The following is a 17,244-nucleotide window of genomic DNA, read 5'->3' on the forward strand; positions in this document are numbered from 1 at the left end:
CGCTTTTTATTTAGTTGCCCTTTAGCATTGGAAGCAAAACATGTTCTTTACAAGGGTTTCCAGAGTCTCGCTTTTTCCTCTATCTCCAATACAGTTGGAGACTTTGCAGCAATATAGGATTCAATCTCATATTCATATTGACGGGCTGCTTCTTCCTTCACACTTGCGTACCTGGCTGCTTCTTCTGGATGGGACCTCAAGTAATCACGGAAAACTAAATGCCTGTATAGTTGATGGCTGCCTTTTTCAAACGCATGCAGATGCACTTTTCGAATCCCTTTTTCATCACATTTTTGAAAATATCGCCGGCCTGGAATGCCATTTTCTCCCCGGGCATCGTATCCGGCAGTCTCAAGTGCAGGGGTGGCCTTTTCTACTGATTCGAGGCTTTCTGCAGCTAGCATGATGTCAATGATTGGCTTGGCGCTCAGCCCGGGGACAGAGGTACTGCCAATATGGTGGATTTCAGCCTCTGTCTGGTTAAAAACTTCGGCAATCAGGTTTTTCTCTTTCTCAAAAAGAGTTTTCCATTCGGCACGATACGGGACAACTTCTACCCTTCGTTTTTTCATTTGAACTTTTTCCAATCTATATCACTTTCGGAAAGCAGTTCTTCAAAGGACTTGTTCTTCTCTTTTAACCGTTGTTCTTCTTTTTTCCGCTGCAAGTCGGCCTGCTTTTTCTTTTCTTCTTCTTCTTTCAGCTCTTGCTGCTGAGCTTTTAGTTTTTGCATGATATCCTGATTCAGCAGGTCACCTAATGTTGCCGGTTTCTCGTCTTTTTTTACTGGCTGCTGGCGTTTTTGTTTTTTCTTCATGATTGATCCCCCGGTTCTATGCATTTACTGAGTTCGGCTCATTTGGCAAAGCCGTTTTGTTAAAAGATTATACCACCGGAAGCTCATTTTTGAAATCAGCTGCCGCTAATAAAGAAGGAACGCCCCTTTATATTAAAGGGCGTTCCCGATAATCAGTATGCGTCCAGTTTTACCGCATCATCCACCTGCAGTTCTGGTCCAGTTGATTTAATAACATCCTCCACTGTGTATCCTGTTGCTACCTCAACGAGTTTCAGCCCGAATGGCGTCACATCGATGACCGCCATATCGGTGATGATGCGGTTCACCACGTTTTTGCCTGTTAACGGCAGGCTGCATTCCTTGAGGATTTTCGCGTCCCCATTTTTGTTGACATGTTCCATGATCACGATGATCTTCTGTGCACCGTGGACCAGATCCATGGCGCCTCCCATTCCCTTGATCATCTTCCCTGGAATCATCCAGTTCGCGAGGTCACCAGCTTCAGAGACTTCCATGCCGCCAAGGATGGCAATATTGATGTGTCCTCCGCGAATCATTGCAAAGGACTCGGCAGAATCAAAATAAGCTGATCCCGGAATGGCGGTGACCGTTTCCTTCCCCGCGTTGATCAGATCGGGATCAACGTTTTCTTCTGACGGGTAAGGCCCGATTCCAAGCAGTCCGTTTTCGGACTGGAGGACAACCTGTTTATCGTCAGAAATGAAATTTGCCACCAGTGTCGGCATCCCAATCCCGAGGTTTACGTAAAAACCATTCTCAATTTCTTTTTCAGCCCGGCGCGCGATTTTTTCCCGGACATTCCCTTTATTTTTAATCATTTGCCTTCTCCTTTCATGATCAGCCAGTGTTAACTTCTCACTGTCAGCCTTTCAATCCTTTTCTCCTGATTGCCCTCAATCAGTGTCTGGACATAAATGCTTGGAGTATGGATACTGTTCGGGTCCAATTCGCCCACTTCATACATGTTCTCTACCTCGGCAATCGTGACTCTGCCGGCTGCAGCGATCATCGGATTGAAGTTCCTTGCCGTTTTATGGTAGACGAGGTTGCCCATTTTATCCCCTTTCCAGGCACGGACAATGCTGAAATCGGCTGTCAGCGCTTCTTCAAGGAGGTATTCCTTGCCATTGAACATGCGGGTTTCTTTTCCTTCAGCTATTGGCGTCCCTACTCCAGCTGGCGTATAGAATGCCGGGATACCGGCACCGCCGGCCCTGATTTTCTCGGCAAGCGTGCCCTGTGGGATTAATTCAACTTCGATTTCGCCAGACAGCACCTGACGCTCGAACTCTTTGTTTTCTCCAACATATGAACCTACCATCTTTTTGATCTGCTTATTTTTAAGCAGCAGTCCAAGGCCCCAATCATCGACGCCGCAGTTATTCGAAATGACGGTCAGGTCTTTTACTCCTTTTTCAACAAGCGCGAGGATTGCATTTTCAGGAATCCCGCAGAGCCCGAAGCCGCCAACCATCACGGTTGCTCCATCATGGATATCCGCTACGGCGTCTTGAAAGGATGTGCAAATTCTTTTCATCGTTCTTCCCCCTTTTGACTATGTTCGCACCGGCACTATTGTCTTGCCGGAATGACTATTAATCTTTTAAAAAGTGATCGAATCAGACGAGTTCCACTATGGTGGCGACACCCTGACCGCCACCAATGCATAGTGTCGCAAGGCCTGTCTTTGCCTGTCTGCGTTTCATTTCATGAATCAGCGTAACAAGGATCCTTGCGCCGCTTGCTCCGATTGGATGGCCCAAAGCAATCGCGCCGCCATTGACATTCAAAATGTCCTTATTGAAATTCAATTCGCGGTCAACAGCAAGAGACTGGGCAGCGAACGCTTCATTCGCTTCGATCAGCTCCATCTGGTCCATTGTCATGCCCGATTTCTTCAATGCTTTCTTTACCGCGTCAACCGGACCGATCCCCATGATGCTTGGGTCGACACCGGCGCTTGCGTTTCCTTTAATCACCACAAGCGGTTTAAGTCCAAGTTCATCCGCCTTTGCCCGGCTCATGACAACCAGAGCAGCAGCTCCATCATTGATTCCTGACGCGTTACCTGCTGTTACGCTGCCATCCTTTTTGAATGCAGGACGCAGTCCGCCAAGCTTTTCGGCTGTTGTCCCCTTTTTCGGATACTCATCTGTGTCAAATACAAGTGGATCGCCTTTCCGCTGCGGGATTTCAATCGGGACAATCTCGTCCTTGAATTTGCCTTCCTCAATGGCTTTGGCTGCCTTTTCCTGGCTGGATGCTGCGAACTCATCCTGTTCTTCACGGCCAATTTCATATTTTGCGCATAGGTTCTCAGCCGTAACCCCCATATGGTAGTCATTGAAAGCACATGTGAGTCCGTCGGAAGTCATGCTGTCCACAAGCTTCTGGTCACCCATCTTGAACCCATCCCGAGCATTTTTCAGTAAATAAGGCGCCTGGCTCATATTCTCCATCCCGCCGGCTACGACAACTTCAGCATCTCCGGCGATAATCGCCTGTGCAGCCAGATGGACAGCCTTCAGGCCTGATCCACAAACTTTATTGATGGTCATGGAGGAAGCGCTTTCAGGAATGCCCGCCTTAATGGCTGCCTGTCTCGCAGGATTTTGCCCAAGTCCAGCCTGGAGCACATTGCCCATGATGATTTCATCTACCTGTTCCGGTTTGACTCCTGCCTGCTTCAATGCGTCTTTGATGACCGCAGCTCCCAGCTCCGGAGCGGAGATATTTTTCAAGCTTCCATTAAAGCTGCCAATTGCTGTTCTTACTGCAGATACGATTACTGCTTCAGTCTTGCTCAAAGTGCTCACCCTTTCTCAGATCTTCACATTTTAATTACTTCGATTGATTTGAATCAAATCCCTTTTATTTTATCAAAATTTTATTTATTCTTGCATTTTTAAAAATATTCTATTTACAATGAAGATATCTTAAGAGGAGGGTATGTCGAATGCTGCAGCTTCCCAAGAAGGTAAAAATTATTGAAGTCGGCCCAAGAGACGGGCTGCAAAATGAGAAGAATTTCGTTCCAACTGAAGTTAAAAAAGTGTTTATCAGTTCCTTGAAGGATGCCGGAATCAAAGAAATGGAGCTTACATCCTTCGTATCTCCCAAATGGGTACCGCAAATGGGGGATGCGGCGGAGATTGTCGCAGATTGCCTTGATGAAACTACCCGGAATATTGTGCTCGCTCCAAACAAAAAGGGAATTGAACGTGTTTATATGACGGACTGCAAAGCGGTTGCTGTGTTCGTCGGTGTCAGCAATACTTTTAATCAAAAGAATATCAACAAAACAACGGCCGAAAGCCTTGCGGAAGTACTGCCGCTGATTTCGGAGCTGAAGGCAAAGGATTATTTTGTACGCGCCTGTATCTCTACCGCCTTTTATTGTCCATATGAAGGCAAGATTGCTGAAGAAGAAGTTCTCGCACTGTGCGGCGAATTTGTTAAAGCTGGAGTGGATGAACTGAGTGTTGCCGACACGATTGGCATGGCGGCTCCCCACGAGTCTTATTCTTTATTTTCCAAATTGATTGATGTGTATCCAGATGTGCTCATGACCGCGCATTTCCATGATACAAGGAAACTCGCGCTGTCCAATATCCTGGCCGCACTTCAGGCTGGTGTCACTCGTTTTGATACGTCTGCCGGGGGACTTGGCGGCTGTCCGTTCGCTCCTGGCGCTGCCGGAAATGCTGCGACGGAAGATGTTGTCTATATGCTTCAAAGGATGGGCATCCAAACCGGTGTTGATCTTGATAAACTCACCCAGGCAATAGAAGTCATTCAGCCTCATATCTCGAGGCCGATCGAAAGCAGTTATTTCAAGCTCAATTCCGTCAATGTTTAACTTTTTTGCATAAGCTCCTGTTCCTGAATCCATCTTATTAGATGAAGTCATTTTGATGAAGGGAGCCTTTAACATGAGCCAAAAACGTGACAAGGGTTACAGCCAGCAAGGCAAACCAAATGCTGACACAGTCAAGCAGCAAATTGCTGCTGAGGATCTCGAAAAAGCCATCCATCCTACAAAGGGACAAAATTCCCAGCAATAAGCGTAATTAATAAGATTTTTCTGACCGCCCTGGCCGGCGGTTTTTTCATGTTTGCATTTCACATATAATGGTAAAATAAAGAAGTGTTCCTTTTAAAGTCGAAACGACAGGAATGCCTGCCTTTATCGGCATTGGTTCATCTGGGAATATCCGTAAATCGGAGGGGTTAGCATGAAGAAGGCGTTCCGTGTGTTATTTTCATTTTTACTGTTACTTGCCTCACTTGGCGTATTCATATCAAATAAAGTCATGTTTTTAAAAAAGAAGGATGACGAGGAGATTTTCAACCGGGAAACGGAGGCCGGCCATTTGGTGCCTGACGAGTACGATGCCCTGCCAAAAAGGGAAGTTACCATCCCTTCATCCTTTGGCTATGCATTGAAGGCTGTCCTTGTTGAACCGAATGACACAAACCGTTATATTATCATTGCCCACGGTGTTACCCAGAGCAAGACGAATTCCGTAAAATATATGAATTTGTTCCTGAACAGAGGCTTCAACGCGGTTATTTACGACCACCGCCGCCACGGTGAATCCGGCGGAAAAACCACAAGCTATGGCTATTACGAGAAATTCGACCTACAATCGGTGGTAAACTGGCTAAGAAAAGAAAAAGGACCGGACCTCCTGCTTGGCATTCATGGAGAATCCATGGGTGCTGCGACCTTGCTTCTGTATGCCGGGATGCTTGAGGATGGTGCCGATTTCTATGTAGCTGATTGCCCATTTTCCGACTTCAGCGAACAGCTCGCCTACCGCATCAAGGAAGAAGTCAAGCTGCTGCCGCCAAAACTATTGCTGCCGGTTGCCAATCTGTTTGTCCGCATCCGTGATAAATACTCCTTGAGTGAGGTATCGCCGATTGCGGTTATCGAAAATATCAAGAACCCGATCCTGTTCATCCACAGCCGCATGGACGATTTCATTCTGCCATCCATGACCGAGGCTTTGTTTGAACAGAAACAAGGACCAAAGAAGCTGTTCATGGCCGAAAACGGCCTCCATGCCCAATCCTACAGTCAAAATCGGGACCAATACGAAAAGGTACTCGATGAATTCCTTGAGGAATACGTCTTTGCGGGTGATGGAATTGTTGCTGCGGACTGATAACATGATATAACTCGCCTGTCTCGGACACTTTTGTTCGTTTTCGGGTTCTGTATGTCCGATAGCTCTGTTCTATCGGACATCTTTCTATCGGACACTTTTCTCTCGTTCCGGCTTCCGTTTTGCCGATAAAAAAAGACTGGCTCAACTGGAGCCAATCTTTTACTGCTTTTCTCCCTGGCGGTCGATTTCTTTGCCTTCAGCGTTCAATGCCCTGACTTCTTTATAGTCGCCAATGGCGTAATAGTAGCGTTCGTTTTCTTTTTCAACGATTTCTATTTTGGTGAATTTGCCATCTGGTCCTGCAGCTTCAATTGCTTTGATATCCGGATTCAATACTTTCCCGAAAATAACCGGAATTTTTACATCCAAATTGCCATCTTCTTTAAAAACCGTGAAGGCATCGACATACAGGAGCATGAAATCATTTTTATAATAAGTCCAGTGGTTGTGCCCTGCATTTTCCCAGCCTTCTTTTTCGCTGCCCTTGATATAGGCGACGGCCAGCGCATCGAATGTTTTTGAGCCCTCTTTTTGTTCTGTTGTGTAAAAGAGGAGCCAGCCATCCTCCACTTCTTCTTTGTGGATGATTTGTTTGATGTTGAACGGAATATCGTTTTCGATTGCTTCTCCTGCAGTTTTATAAGCACACGCTGACAGTACAAACGTGCAGATCATGATCATGGCTGCTTTCCACAATCTCCTCATCTCTCTCCCCTGCCTTTGCACCAAACTTCTATGTAATTCTACAACTCTCTCTCTATTTTACCCTTTTTTTCAATTTTTTGTAAACTTATAGTTTTGTTTTATCGTAAAAACTCATTCTTGGATTCAGATACTCGTTCGGGCTTTTCAACTGGAAGCATCCGTTGGTTTCTTTGAAGTCCAGCGTCATTTCCTCAGCAAAGAAGACTTCCTTCGCTTTTTCGATATAGATGGGGATACCTCCTGTTTCTATTCGGTGCTCTTCCCCTTCTTTTTCACTTTCAAACCAGAGGGCAGCCACGCCATTCACTGCACAGCCGCATCCGTCTATATCGTATTTTAATTTCACATACCCTTTTTTGTCTGCGATTTTTTCGCTCAGTTTATTTGATGCTGCTTCGGTGATTTTCAATTTCATGATTGCACTCCCTTTCCGAGTTTTCATTTTACCATACAGGTGACTTTTTTACGTTTCACAGCCCTTATGTGAAAATGTCTTGCAATTTTCCTGTTTAACTTTTAGTATCAAAGATAATTCTGACAACTTGAAAGGGGTGCTTTTTTTGTCAAAAGTGACAATTAAGGTGAATGATAATGGATCTTTAAGGATTTCCGGCGATGTAGAGCTGCTGGATGGAGCCGGCAATAAGTATGAGACAAAGCCGGCGTTCTCGCTTTGCCGCTGCGGTATGAGCAAAAATATGCCGTTCTGCGATGCTTCTCATAAAGGGAAATTCGAGTCGGCTGTGCGCGCGCCGCAAGCTGAAGAAACGGAATAATGTACTGAGGGCAATGGACATCCATTGCTCTTTTTTGTGGGGTGGGTCGCTGGCTACCATTCATCTGCAAGCCTGACATCCGCAATTGCCGAGATTCCAATGCGATGAATCTCCTCAAAACGATCGATAATATGGAGTTTCTGTCCAAGCTCGTTCCAATAATGGATTTTCCCGATCACCAGTTCATACTTGCGGTGGCGTAAATAAGTGATGCTGACGGGCCGGTTATATTCCATCGCTTCGAGAATCGTTTCATTCAATTGTTCAAGCTGCTGCTCATCCAGCTGCTTCTCTTTTTCATATTGATCTTCCTGTGCCCAGTCACGGAGCATTTTCACATGTTCAGGCAGCATCATCGATGTCCACTTGATTCTTCCGCGGTCACGTATCATCTTTTCTCCTCCTTCACATTATCAGCCCTTATGTCCGCCAACGAGTGCAGCCCGGTGCCTTGCTGTTCCGGCTGCCGTATAGGAAACCGCCCTCAGGAGAGCCGTGGATCCATAACGGCTGCGGATCCGGTCCATCGCATAGCCGAGTTCTTTCTTTTTCCAGCCATTCTTCTCGAATAAGTCGAGCTGGAACTCACTGTCCGTAACGAGATTCCCAATCGATATCGAAATGCTCCTCACCGTTTTTCCAACGTAGTTCTCTGCAAAAAGTTCAAGGCAGACACGATACACGTCCATTGTAATATTGGTCGGCTCCTCAATCGTCCTTGACCGGTGGAAGCCGCCGCCAAATTCATCCTGGCTGTAGCCGACCCCGAAGCTGATTGTCCGGCCTGCTTTTCCATGGCTTCTGGCCCTGCGTGCGACTTCTTCACACATTTCGAGGATGACATGCTTGATTTCTTCCTCTTCTTTGTAATCCCGAAGCAGGATTTGGCTTTTCCCGAAGCTGATCTGCCCTTCCATGATCGGAGCGCCAATATCGGAAAAATCGATTCCCCATGCATGCCAGTACATCTGGTTGCCCATGATGCCGAATTTTTTCTCCAGGATTTCAAGGTCATAACGGGCGAGCTGGCCGACTGTGAAAATCCCCATGCTGTTTAGTGTTTTTTCGACGCGGCGGCCAATTCCCCACATATCCCTCAGCGGTGAGACATTCCACAGCTTTGTCTGGACATCATCATAGGTCCATTCAGCAATCCCTTTGTGCTTGGCATCAAGGTCAAGGCATAATTTCGACATCAGCATATTCGGGCCGATCCCGACTGCGCACGGAAGCTGGAACTCGCGCTCGATATCATCTTTGATTTTTTTTGCGATGGAAGCAGCGTCACCCCAAAGCTTAGAAGCACCGTCCACTTTTATGAAGCTTTCATCGACACTGTAGGTATGGATCGCTTCCTTTGGGACATAGCGATTGAATACGCGGGAGATTTCAGTGGAGATTCGCAGGTATGTTGACATTTGCGGATCAACGACGACAATTCGTGGATCGTCGGGAATTTCAAACTTGCGTGATCCGGTCTTGATGCCAAACTCCTTTTTCAAACGAGGTGAGGCTGCGAGGACGACACTCCCGGGACGATCGAGATTCCCGACGACAGCCAGGTAACAATCAAGAGGATCAAGGCCGAGCATCACGGCAGAACAGCTCGCATAGAAGCTTTTCATATCCACACATAAAATTTTGTTTTGCGGCATTTCGCTGTAATCGACCATGTCTTCCCTCTCCTTTCGGCAAGTTTTCAAAAATAAGAACGCATGTTCCGTATCATTATACCCATTATATTAAGCGAATATGCGTTCGGTTTCAATGGAAATTTTCCGGGTGACTGACTTAATTAAGGGCAAAATGGGGAGTCATGCCAGGATTGGAGATTTTTGCGGAAGGGTGTTTTCCGTGAGGATTTCCGATTATAATCAGGGAAAGAGGTGTTTGTCGATGGATAAAAAACTCATTCGCAAAATGGTCCAAAAGTGCTTTGTGCAGTATCGGCATGATGAATCGCTCCCATTTGGAGAAGCAGAATTCGAAGAAATATATGAAAAGATAGCCGGAGTGAAAAACGAGGATCCCGAGGCGGATTTGCATGACATCATCAATGATGCGGTTTATGAATTTTTGTCTACATAAAAAAACTGCCCTTTATGGACAGCCTTTTCGTTATTTTAGGCGGATATTTGCTTCACCTTTAATTGTTGCGGGATAGTCATTCAGCTTTACCGTAATGGGGCCAGGTGCTGCTCCTTCATCGAAATAAGGAAACAAGACTTCAACAAATCCACCTTCACCGCTCGATCTGACAGATTGTGAGCCATCACCGATTTCATTGCCAGTTTGGTCAACTGCCTGATCTAGTGATATATTTCCAAGCCCACCTTCAGAGCCTCTGCGGAAATTGAGCACCAAGTTATCCTCTTCCCTGCCCACTTTCTGCAATCGGCCGTCGCTGGGAGCTTTTACGATTTCCAGCTTATCGGTGTCGACAATGATTTCTACCTCGTCTTTATCCAGTGCGCGCAGGGAATTGAAGCGCAAGTGAAGCTCTTCTGGTTTTTTGAAAAAATTACTTTGCAAGAAGAATTCCTTTGAATACTCATCCATATGGCGGGCAGTGGTTCCATTATTGATCGCGGCCCATTCTTCGCCAGTTTCATCAACCAGCGTCAGGTCTTCAAATCCAAATATCTGCTTAGAGTTCCCTTCATCAAAATGGGCTGTCACCCCAATTCTCGTCGGATAAACGGACACTTTTTCAATTGTGATTTTCTGGCCTTCGAACACGACTGTCTTGTTTACCTCAAACACTTCTTTTTTATCCTGGAAAGCATCTTTATCAATCGAGAATGGAAGCACCCACGTATCATCAAGCTTGGCAAGAGGCTGGCCATCTTCTGTTCTTCCTTCAGCGAGTTCAATGCTGAGCTGCAGATTTTCAGGCAGCTTTGTCCCGTAAAATTCATATCTTGCCTGAAGCAGCTCCTCATTATTCTGTGCATCCTCTACCCAGCCGCCGAACGAGGACACTGTTTCTTCAAGAGTATTCCCAGCGGTGTCAGTCAGCCTCAGATTTTCAACAGAGATTTCCTTGTGTCCGCCTGAAGAATCAATTTTATAAAACATCACCATCATCTGCTCATCGACAATCACCGAATCTAATGTGACCTTAAGGCCGTCATGTTCATCGGATACACCAATTTTTAGCGCAAAGTCATTTTCAACGGCTGCAGTCAGCCCCTTATCATAGCGGACGAGCTCGACAATCCTCTCCATACCAGGAATCAAAGTAACATACGAAGCAAAAGTCTCTGACGTCCTCAGCATCGCTGTAAAAGCAAGCATCAGGATAGCCGCAGCTGCAAAGGTCCAGATATACAAAAGGTTTTTCTTCTTTTTCCTTTTTCCCTTGCTCATTCCGGCAGAGATTGCCTGATCCAGCTGTAGCTCAGGAACCTCAATATGTTCAAGCGCAGCCTGAGCCTTTGTCAGCTTTCCCTCTTCAGCATTATGCATAGCCCAATCCCCCCTTATCTTCGAGCTGGCCTCGAAGCTCCTTCAACCCTTTATGGAGCCATGTCTTGACAGTGCCTTCCGGACAGTCAAGAATCTCAGCAATTTCCTTTATTTTAAAATCATGCACGTACTTCAATTCGATGACCTGCCTCGTTTTGGAATCAAGCTGTGCGATGATTTCCTCGACCTCCAGCCAGCTCGATTGGTGCTCGGCCCCCATCAGGCTGATGAGGTCATCGCTGACAAGGAGCTGTTTCCGTTTTTTCAATTCGTCACTGCAGTAGTTAAGAAGGATCCTTGTAAGCCAAGTCGTAAAATATTGCGGCTCCTTCAGCTTCCGGATTGAGCGATACGCCCTGTAGGTAACCTCCTGCAAGGCTTCGACCGCATCCCCGCTGTTTTTCAGATAGCTGAGCGCAATCCGGTACAGTCGTACTTTATGCAGCTGCATCAATTCGTAAAACGCGGCTTCATCGCCTCTCTTAGCTCTTCGTACCAGTTCTTGAAGCTCCAAATTGTTTCCCCCTGACCGTTTCTCTATCTATTAGACCTGAAAACCGGAAAAAAGTTTTATCAAATTTAAAAAACCGCCAAAAAATCTGGCGGTCTGAAAGTTTATTTTTTATTGAAGATATTTTTGCCAAATAATTCAAAAGTCCGGGGAAACAGGGCATAGAATTTGCTGCCTGCGTTCATCCATCGCGGCAGATTGATTTCCCTTGTCTTTGTCATCATCCGGTCGACTACCTGCTTCGCCACATATTCCGGCTTGAGCATGAACCTTTTGACACTTTTCACATACGTCCCCTGCTTATCCGCAATATTAAAGAAGTTGGTCTCAATCGGTCCCGGATTGACAGAAGTGACAAAGATTCGGTCATCAGCAACCTCCATGCGAAGACTGTTCGTGTAGCCGAGCACCGCATGCTTTGTTGCCGAGTAGACACTTGATTTTGGCGTAGCTATTTTGCCTGCCTGGGAAGCGATGTTGATGATATGGCCGCTCTGCCGCTGCTTCATGCCTGGAAGAACCATGGAAGTGCAAGCAATCAAGCCGACCACATTGACATCGAACATCGATTTTATTTCATCCATTTTCACTTCGTGGGCAAAATCAAAAACGCCGAACCCGGCATTATTGACCAATATGTCGACATAGCGGATGTCAGAAAGCACCTCAAAAAAAACTTTCTTGACTGCTTCTGGGTCTGAAACATCCAGCTGCCGTGCATGGATATTAATGGCGTACTTCGATTGCAATTCTTTTTTTAATATTTCCAGTTTATCGATACTCCGGGCCAAAAGGACAAGATTCGCTCCACGCGCAGCGCAAAGCCTGGCAATCTCAGCCCCGATTCCGCCCGAGGCACCGGTGATAATAATATTTTTCCCTTTTAAAGATTGCATCCACTTTCACCTCATTTTGCTGTATAAACGAAGGAGGTTCCTTCTTCCCTGGCTGAAATGGCGTCCAGGGATTGTAAATAATCAAGTTGTCCGACGGTTTCCGAAATCGTCAGGTTCAGTTCACGTTCATATACCGTCGGGAAAAGCAATTTGCAGATCTCAAAAACAGTAAGCTCCCTGCCCCCGAGCATTCCTCTGACCTGCATGGCACGGTCGTGCTGGCGGGCGAGCCTCTTTTCAATCAAGTTGTGCAAATCCGTTATCTCCGTTCCATGACCAGTGTATACCAATCCTATCGGGTACTGCTGCAATTTTTTCAAGGTTGCATTATATTGGACCAGCGGCTTCGGTCTTTCTGTTTCACCTGGCAGCGGCGGTTCGAGCAATGGATTTGGCGAAATTCCGGCAAGAATCGTATCACCGGCAATCATTGTGCCGTCTTTTTCACGCAGCAGCACAATATGGCTCTGTGCATGTCCCGGTGTCTCGATCACCCTCCATCCCGGCAGTGCCGGGGGAATGTCATTTTCTGAAATAGTCCCGGTCAACGAGCGATTGCAAGAAAATACTAATGTCTTTTTCATGATTTTCATCGATGGCACAAAAAAATGATCAGGTATTGCCGACTGCAAGAAGAAGTTCTCATAGAATTCCTGATGTTTCTTCTCGAATTCCGAAGTCCTGTTAATCCACCTTTCATTCAGATGATGTCCATAGACCTCAAGATCTTGTGAAAGGTAGTCCAGCATTCCTACATGGTCCGGATGATCATGTGTCAGGATGACCTGCTCGATATCTTCCGGCTTCAGTTTCAAATCAGCCAGCTGGGATTTGAACGACTCCCAGGACTCTTCCGTTTTTGTACCCGCGTCAACAAGTGTCAACCTGTCCCCTTTTACTAAATATGCGTTCACATCACCGACCGGGAAAGGAGTCGGCAAAGTCAGTTTGGCAATTCCATCTTTCCATTCAGCCATATTATCTATACACCCCAAAACATTATTTTTCTATAAGGTAAAGTGATTGTTTGTTCAAGAAATCATTCAACTTTATTGGTCTTGGTATTTTTTCAATATAAAATAAAGTTTACCTTTAAAATGAACAAAAGTCATTATTTTCAACTTTTACTTTCAGAAAAAACTAAAAACTTTTTAATTTTCTCTTGACACAGAGGTTGTCTTTCTTGCATAATCACTATTAAAATTTCGTAAACTTTTCAAAAGCACTTGAGCAAGACGAGTAGACAGGAATGGTGTTAGAGAGTGGAGTCCACCGGCTGAAAGGCTCCGCGGCCCTCTTCATGTTGAAACCTACCTTGCGAGCTGCCAGGCAAACCTGGACGTATACCGGCGTTAACGGATGTTGAGCTGCACTTATTCGGCAAACGCCGAAAAAGTGAATGAAGGTGGTACCACGGAAGCATGGCCTTTCGTCCTTTTATGGATGAAGGGCCTTTTTGTATTTCAATAACCGAAAACATAAACTTATGGAGGCGAATCTGATGAAGAAGCTTGTTTTTGTTGGAGCAGGATCGATGGCGGAAGCAATGATTTCCGGGATAGGGGCAAGCGGGCTTCTTCCGGGAGAGCAAATATGGGTTACAAACAAACAAGATAGTGACAGATTGAAAACATTGGAGCAGAAATATGGAATAAAGGCGACATATGATAGTGGAATTCTTTTTAAGGACGCGGATGCTATTGTCCTGGCAATGAAGCCAAAGGATGCAGCAGGAGCGATAGAGGAGATTAAGCCATATTTATCTGAAGGGATGCTGATCATTTCCGTCCTAGCTGGCGTTTCGATTGACGCCATTGAAACGGCTGCCGAAAAGTCCCTTGCCGTGGTCAGGGCAATGCCAAACACCTCAGCTGCGATTGGCAAATCGGCAACAGCCCTGGCCGTGAATTCCGGTGTAAGTGAAGTACAGAAGACGCTTGTTCAGGAGCTTTTTAACACAATCGGCCTGACGACAATCGTTGAGGAATATCAGCTGGACGCCGTTACAGGATTATCTGGCAGCGGGCCAGCCTATATATATTACCTTGTCGAAGCAATGGAAAAAAGCGCTGCCGAAATAGGTCTTGAAAAACAGACAGCAAAGCAGCTGATTATCCAGACGCTGCTGGGCGCAGCGGAAATGCTGACACACTCTGATAAGGAACCTGCACAGCTCCGCTTTGAGGTAACCAGCCCAGGTGGAACGACTGAGGCAGGCATCAAGGTACTTGAACAGCACGGAGTACAGTCCGCTTTTGTATCCTGCATCAAGGAAGCCACCTCCCAATCAAAAAAGCTTGGCCGTCTGCTGGGCAATGAACTGGCAGCCGCAAACCGGCCCCTTTAAAATTGCAAACCGGTCCCCTGTTTCTCTACAATGGAGAAAAAACACAGGGACGTGTGAATGGTGCTTGTAATTTTACTGTCTTTAACTTTAGTCATCTGGATATTGGCAACAATCGATGCCTTGATTGGCTTCAGGAAATTGGATTCCCTCGAAAAAGCAGGGGGTGCTGACCAAGAACCGCTCCTCAGCGTGATCGTGGCTGCCAGGAATGAAGAAGAAAATATAACACAAAGCGTCCGCACCCAGCTGGCGCAAACCTATAAAAATACCGAGTGGATCCTTGTCAATGACCGATCCGAGGATGGTACCGGAAATGTGATGGAAAACCTGAAAGGCACGGATACAAGAATTCAAGTGATTCATATCGAGAGTCTGCCAGAAGGGTGGCTCGGCAAGAACCACGCTCTCTATAAAGGCTTTCAGCTCGCGTCGGGCCGCCTGATCTTATTTACCGACGCTGATGTCATGTATCATCCCGAGGCTTTTTCAAGAGCGGTCGGTTATTTTGAGGAACATAGCCTCGATCATTTGACCGCCGCCCCGAACCTTAGTGCAAAGCCCTTCTGGCTGAAGGCCTTCGTAGCGTTTTTCTTATTTGGCTTTTCTTATTACAAGCGACCGTGGCTCGGCAATAACCCCCGGGCGAAGACGGGAGTCGGCATCGGTGCATTCAATATGATGACCCGGTCGGCTTATGAAAAAGTCGGCACACATGAATATATAAAAATGCGGCCTGATGATGATTTGCAGCTGGGAATGATGGTAAAGCGCCAGGGTCTTAAGCAGCGGATTGTCACGGCTATGACGTTAATTGAAGTGGAATGGTACCAAACCCTCGGCGAGGCTTTAGGCGGGCTGGAGAAAAACACCTTCGCCGGCCTTCACTACAGGATCAGCATGGTGCTGTTTTCGGTGTTCGGTGTCTTTGTTTCACAGGTCTTACCGTTCTTCACTGTTTTTTCGGGTAACCAGTCTGTTGCAATCCTTAGTGCTGTTAATCTCGCATTCTTGGCTGTTCTGTATGTGATGGTAACCAAGAAAATGACCCAATTTTCACCATGGCTGTTCCTTGTCCTGCCCTTTACGGCCCTGCTGTTCATTTTCTCCCTCTTAAGAGCAAGCTACCTGACTATGAAAAGAGGCGGCATCATCTGGCGCGGAACGAAATATACGCTGGCGGAATTAAGAAAAAACACATTACGGTGAGTACAATTTTTCCTTTCCTCTTAAAGCCCTGTTATACTAAAAATATATTTTGGATAGCGAAATAAAAGGAGGCTGCTGGATTGGAAAAGAAATTATTTTCCCCTTATAAAATCAAAGATTTAACCCTGAAAAACAGGATTGTCATGGCACCGATGTGCATGTATTCATGTGAAAAAGAAGACGGGATCGTCACAGACTTCCATATGACTCACTATGTAAGCCGTGCTGTCGGCCAGGTAGGCTTGGTCATTCTCGAAGCAACTGCAGTCACACCGCAGGGCCGGATTTCGCATCAGGACCTGGGTATCTGGAGCGATGAGCATGTTCCCGGGCTTACAAGACTGACTGAACAAATCAAGCAGAACGGCGCCGCAGCTGGTATCCAGCTGGCACATGCCGGCCGAAAAGCAGCATTGCGTGATGAAATCATCGCCCCTTCTGCAATCGCTTTTGATGAAAAGTATAAGGAACCAAAGGAAATGACGGCGGAAGAAATCAAGGAAACTGTCGAGGCATTCAGGAAGGCTGCTGAAAGAGCTAAGCGTGCAGGCTTCGATGTGATAGAAATTCATGCGGCACACGGGTATTTGATCAACCAGTTCCTCTCCCCTCTTACAAACAAACGGGAAGACGAATACGGCGGCACTGACGAGAACCGTTTCCGCTTCCTTAGCGAAATCCTTGAAGAGGTAAAAACAGTGTGGGACGGCCCTCTGTTTGTCCGTGTTTCTGCATGCGATTATCAGGAAGATGGCCTGACTGCCGATGATTATGTAAAAATTGGTGCATCCATGAAAGAATTTGGGGTTGATTTAATTGATGTCAGCTCCGGCGCGGTTGTGCCAGCAAGAATCCACGCCTACCCAGGCTACCAGGTCAAGTTTGCTGAAAAAATCAAACATGGAGCCGATGTGGCTACCGGAGCTGTCGGGTTGATCACAACCGGTATCCAGGCTGAAGAAATCCTGCAGAATGATCGCTCCGATCTGATTTTCATAGCCCGAGAACTGCTTCGCGATCCATATTGGCCAAGAACTGCGGCCAAAGAGCTTGGAACAAGCATCGAATCGCCTAAGCAATATGAACGAGGATGGATATTTTAAGCAAAACTAAAATAATCATTGTGTCTAAAGAGGCATCCAGAATAATACTCTGGATGCCTCTTTTTGCTTAAAACGAGTTTAATATGAATGACGGACACTTTCCTGCGCTTTTCACCAATTTCTGTCCGTCATAGCCTTGATGACGGACACTTTCGTGCGCTTTTCATGAATTTCTGTCCGTCATATGTCTTAGATCAGTTTACTAATACAGTAACCCCATAGAAAAAGAGACTGTCAT

General features: G+C 46.3%; 21 protein-coding genes. 8 read left to right on the top strand and 13 right to left on the bottom strand.

What is annotated here, in order from left to right; translation table 11 throughout:
* Positions 1-47 precede the first annotated feature (47 nt).
* The 5 genes from QNH36_RS16090 to QNH36_RS16110 form a co-directional block, all read right to left on the bottom strand.
* Positions 48-572, bottom strand: a complete 525-nt coding sequence (locus QNH36_RS16090; protein WP_144476564.1) for a GrpB family protein — start codon at positions 570-572, stop codon at positions 48-50.
* Complete coding sequence (locus tag QNH36_RS16095) at positions 569-817, bottom strand: YqkE family protein (protein ID WP_283903796.1); 249 nt, start codon at positions 815-817, stop codon at positions 569-571. Before QNH36_RS16095 ends, QNH36_RS16090 begins: the two co-directional genes overlap by 4 nt.
* 152 nt (positions 818-969) lie before the next feature.
* Positions 970-1,638, bottom strand: coding sequence for a 3-oxoacid CoA-transferase subunit B (locus QNH36_RS16100; RefSeq protein WP_283903797.1), 669 nt, complete (start codon positions 1,636-1,638; stop codon positions 970-972).
* 29 nt (positions 1,639-1,667) lie between these two features.
* A complete protein-coding gene (locus QNH36_RS16105; RefSeq protein WP_283903798.1) occupies positions 1,668-2,357 on the bottom strand; it encodes a CoA transferase subunit A in 690 nt (229 codons plus the stop codon).
* 82 nt (positions 2,358-2,439) lie between these two features.
* Positions 2,440-3,627 carry an acetyl-CoA C-acetyltransferase gene (locus QNH36_RS16110; RefSeq protein ID WP_283903799.1) on the bottom strand — a complete coding sequence of 396 codons (1,188 nt, stop codon included), beginning with the start codon at positions 3,625-3,627 and terminating at the stop codon, positions 2,440-2,442.
* Between the two features lie 149 nt (positions 3,628-3,776).
* Here QNH36_RS16110 and QNH36_RS16115 point away from each other — a divergent pair, with 149 nt between their 5' ends.
* From QNH36_RS16115 to QNH36_RS16125, 3 genes are all read left to right on the top strand, one after another.
* Entirely contained in the window at positions 3,777-4,679 is a 903-nt protein-coding gene (locus QNH36_RS16115) for a hydroxymethylglutaryl-CoA lyase (RefSeq protein ID WP_283903800.1), read from the top strand.
* 73 nt (positions 4,680-4,752) lie between these two features.
* A complete protein-coding gene (locus QNH36_RS16120; protein WP_260983579.1) occupies positions 4,753-4,884 on the top strand; it encodes a hypothetical protein in 132 nt (43 codons plus the stop codon).
* Positions 4,885-5,055: 171 nt separating this feature from the next.
* Entirely contained in the window at positions 5,056-5,991 is a 936-nt protein-coding gene (locus tag QNH36_RS16125) for an alpha/beta hydrolase (RefSeq protein WP_283903801.1), read from the top strand.
* Between the two features lie 162 nt (positions 5,992-6,153).
* Here the strand turns inward: QNH36_RS16125 and QNH36_RS16130 are convergent, their stop codons facing one another.
* Together QNH36_RS16130 and QNH36_RS16135 are read right to left on the bottom strand one after the other, a co-directional pair.
* Positions 6,154-6,699, bottom strand: coding sequence for a hypothetical protein (locus QNH36_RS16130; protein WP_144476543.1), 546 nt, complete (start codon positions 6,697-6,699; stop codon positions 6,154-6,156).
* An 85-nt stretch (positions 6,700-6,784) separates the two neighbouring features.
* Positions 6,785-7,114, bottom strand: coding sequence for an iron-sulfur cluster biosynthesis family protein (locus QNH36_RS16135; RefSeq protein ID WP_144476540.1), 330 nt, complete (start codon positions 7,112-7,114; stop codon positions 6,785-6,787).
* Between the two features lie 136 nt (positions 7,115-7,250).
* Between QNH36_RS16135 and QNH36_RS16140 the strand changes: the two genes are divergently transcribed.
* Positions 7,251-7,475 carry a CDGSH iron-sulfur domain-containing protein gene (locus QNH36_RS16140; protein ID WP_415816162.1) on the top strand — a complete coding sequence of 75 codons (225 nt, stop codon included), beginning with the start codon at positions 7,251-7,253 and terminating at the stop codon, positions 7,473-7,475.
* Between the two features lie 53 nt (positions 7,476-7,528).
* Here the strand turns inward: QNH36_RS16140 and QNH36_RS16145 are convergent, their stop codons facing one another.
* Positions 7,529-7,867, bottom strand: coding sequence for a YolD-like family protein (locus tag QNH36_RS16145; protein ID WP_144476534.1), 339 nt, complete (start codon positions 7,865-7,867; stop codon positions 7,529-7,531).
* A 21-nt stretch (positions 7,868-7,888) separates the two neighbouring features.
* Positions 7,889-9,148 (bottom strand): Y-family DNA polymerase, encoded by a 1,260-nt coding sequence (locus tag QNH36_RS16150; protein WP_283903802.1) that lies wholly within the window; start codon positions 9,146-9,148, stop codon positions 7,889-7,891.
* Positions 9,149-9,371: 223 nt separating this feature from the next.
* Here QNH36_RS16150 and QNH36_RS16155 point away from each other — a divergent pair, with 223 nt between their 5' ends.
* The gene (locus QNH36_RS16155; protein ID WP_283903803.1) at positions 9,372-9,563 is read left to right on the top strand and encodes a YqzH family protein; all 192 of its coding nucleotides are present in this window, start codon (positions 9,372-9,374) and stop codon (positions 9,561-9,563) included.
* Positions 9,564-9,593: 30 nt separating this feature from the next.
* On the opposite strand, the gene QNH36_RS16160 is transcribed toward QNH36_RS16155, so the two are convergent.
* The 4 genes from QNH36_RS16160 to QNH36_RS16175 all read right to left on the bottom strand — a co-directional run bounded on the left by QNH36_RS16160 (position 9,594) and on the right by QNH36_RS16175 (position 13,327).
* A complete protein-coding gene (locus QNH36_RS16160; protein ID WP_283903804.1) occupies positions 9,594-10,943 on the bottom strand; it encodes a DUF4179 domain-containing protein in 1,350 nt (449 codons plus the stop codon).
* A complete protein-coding gene (locus QNH36_RS16165) occupies positions 10,936-11,457 on the bottom strand; it encodes a sigma-70 family RNA polymerase sigma factor (protein WP_283903805.1) in 522 nt (173 codons plus the stop codon). Before QNH36_RS16165 ends, QNH36_RS16160 begins: the two co-directional genes overlap by 8 nt.
* Before the next feature lie 101 nt (positions 11,458-11,558).
* Positions 11,559-12,350 (bottom strand): SDR family NAD(P)-dependent oxidoreductase, encoded by a 792-nt coding sequence (locus tag QNH36_RS16170; protein WP_144476525.1) that lies wholly within the window; start codon positions 12,348-12,350, stop codon positions 11,559-11,561.
* 11 nt (positions 12,351-12,361) lie between these two features.
* Positions 12,362-13,327, bottom strand: coding sequence for an MBL fold metallo-hydrolase (locus QNH36_RS16175; protein WP_144476522.1), 966 nt, complete (start codon positions 13,325-13,327; stop codon positions 12,362-12,364).
* Between the two features lie 524 nt (positions 13,328-13,851).
* Here QNH36_RS16175 and proC point away from each other — a divergent pair.
* The 3 genes from proC to namA all read left to right on the top strand — a co-directional run bounded on the left by proC (position 13,852) and on the right by namA (position 17,006).
* Entirely contained in the window at positions 13,852-14,697 is an 846-nt protein-coding gene (proC, locus tag QNH36_RS16180) for a pyrroline-5-carboxylate reductase (protein WP_144476519.1), read from the top strand.
* 57 nt (positions 14,698-14,754) lie between these two features.
* The gene (locus QNH36_RS16185; RefSeq protein ID WP_283903806.1) at positions 14,755-15,903 is read left to right on the top strand and encodes a glycosyltransferase family 2 protein; all 1,149 of its coding nucleotides are present in this window, start codon (positions 14,755-14,757) and stop codon (positions 15,901-15,903) included.
* Positions 15,904-15,983: 80 nt separating this feature from the next.
* Positions 15,984-17,006, top strand: coding sequence for an NADPH dehydrogenase NamA (gene namA / locus QNH36_RS16190; RefSeq protein ID WP_251540788.1), 1,023 nt, complete (start codon positions 15,984-15,986; stop codon positions 17,004-17,006).
* The last annotated feature ends 238 nt before the right edge of the window (positions 17,007-17,244 follow it).

The organism is Mesobacillus sp. AQ2 (assembly GCF_030122805.1).
Lineage (GTDB): Bacteria > Bacillota > Bacilli > Bacillales > Cytobacillaceae > Mesobacillus > Mesobacillus oceanisediminis_A.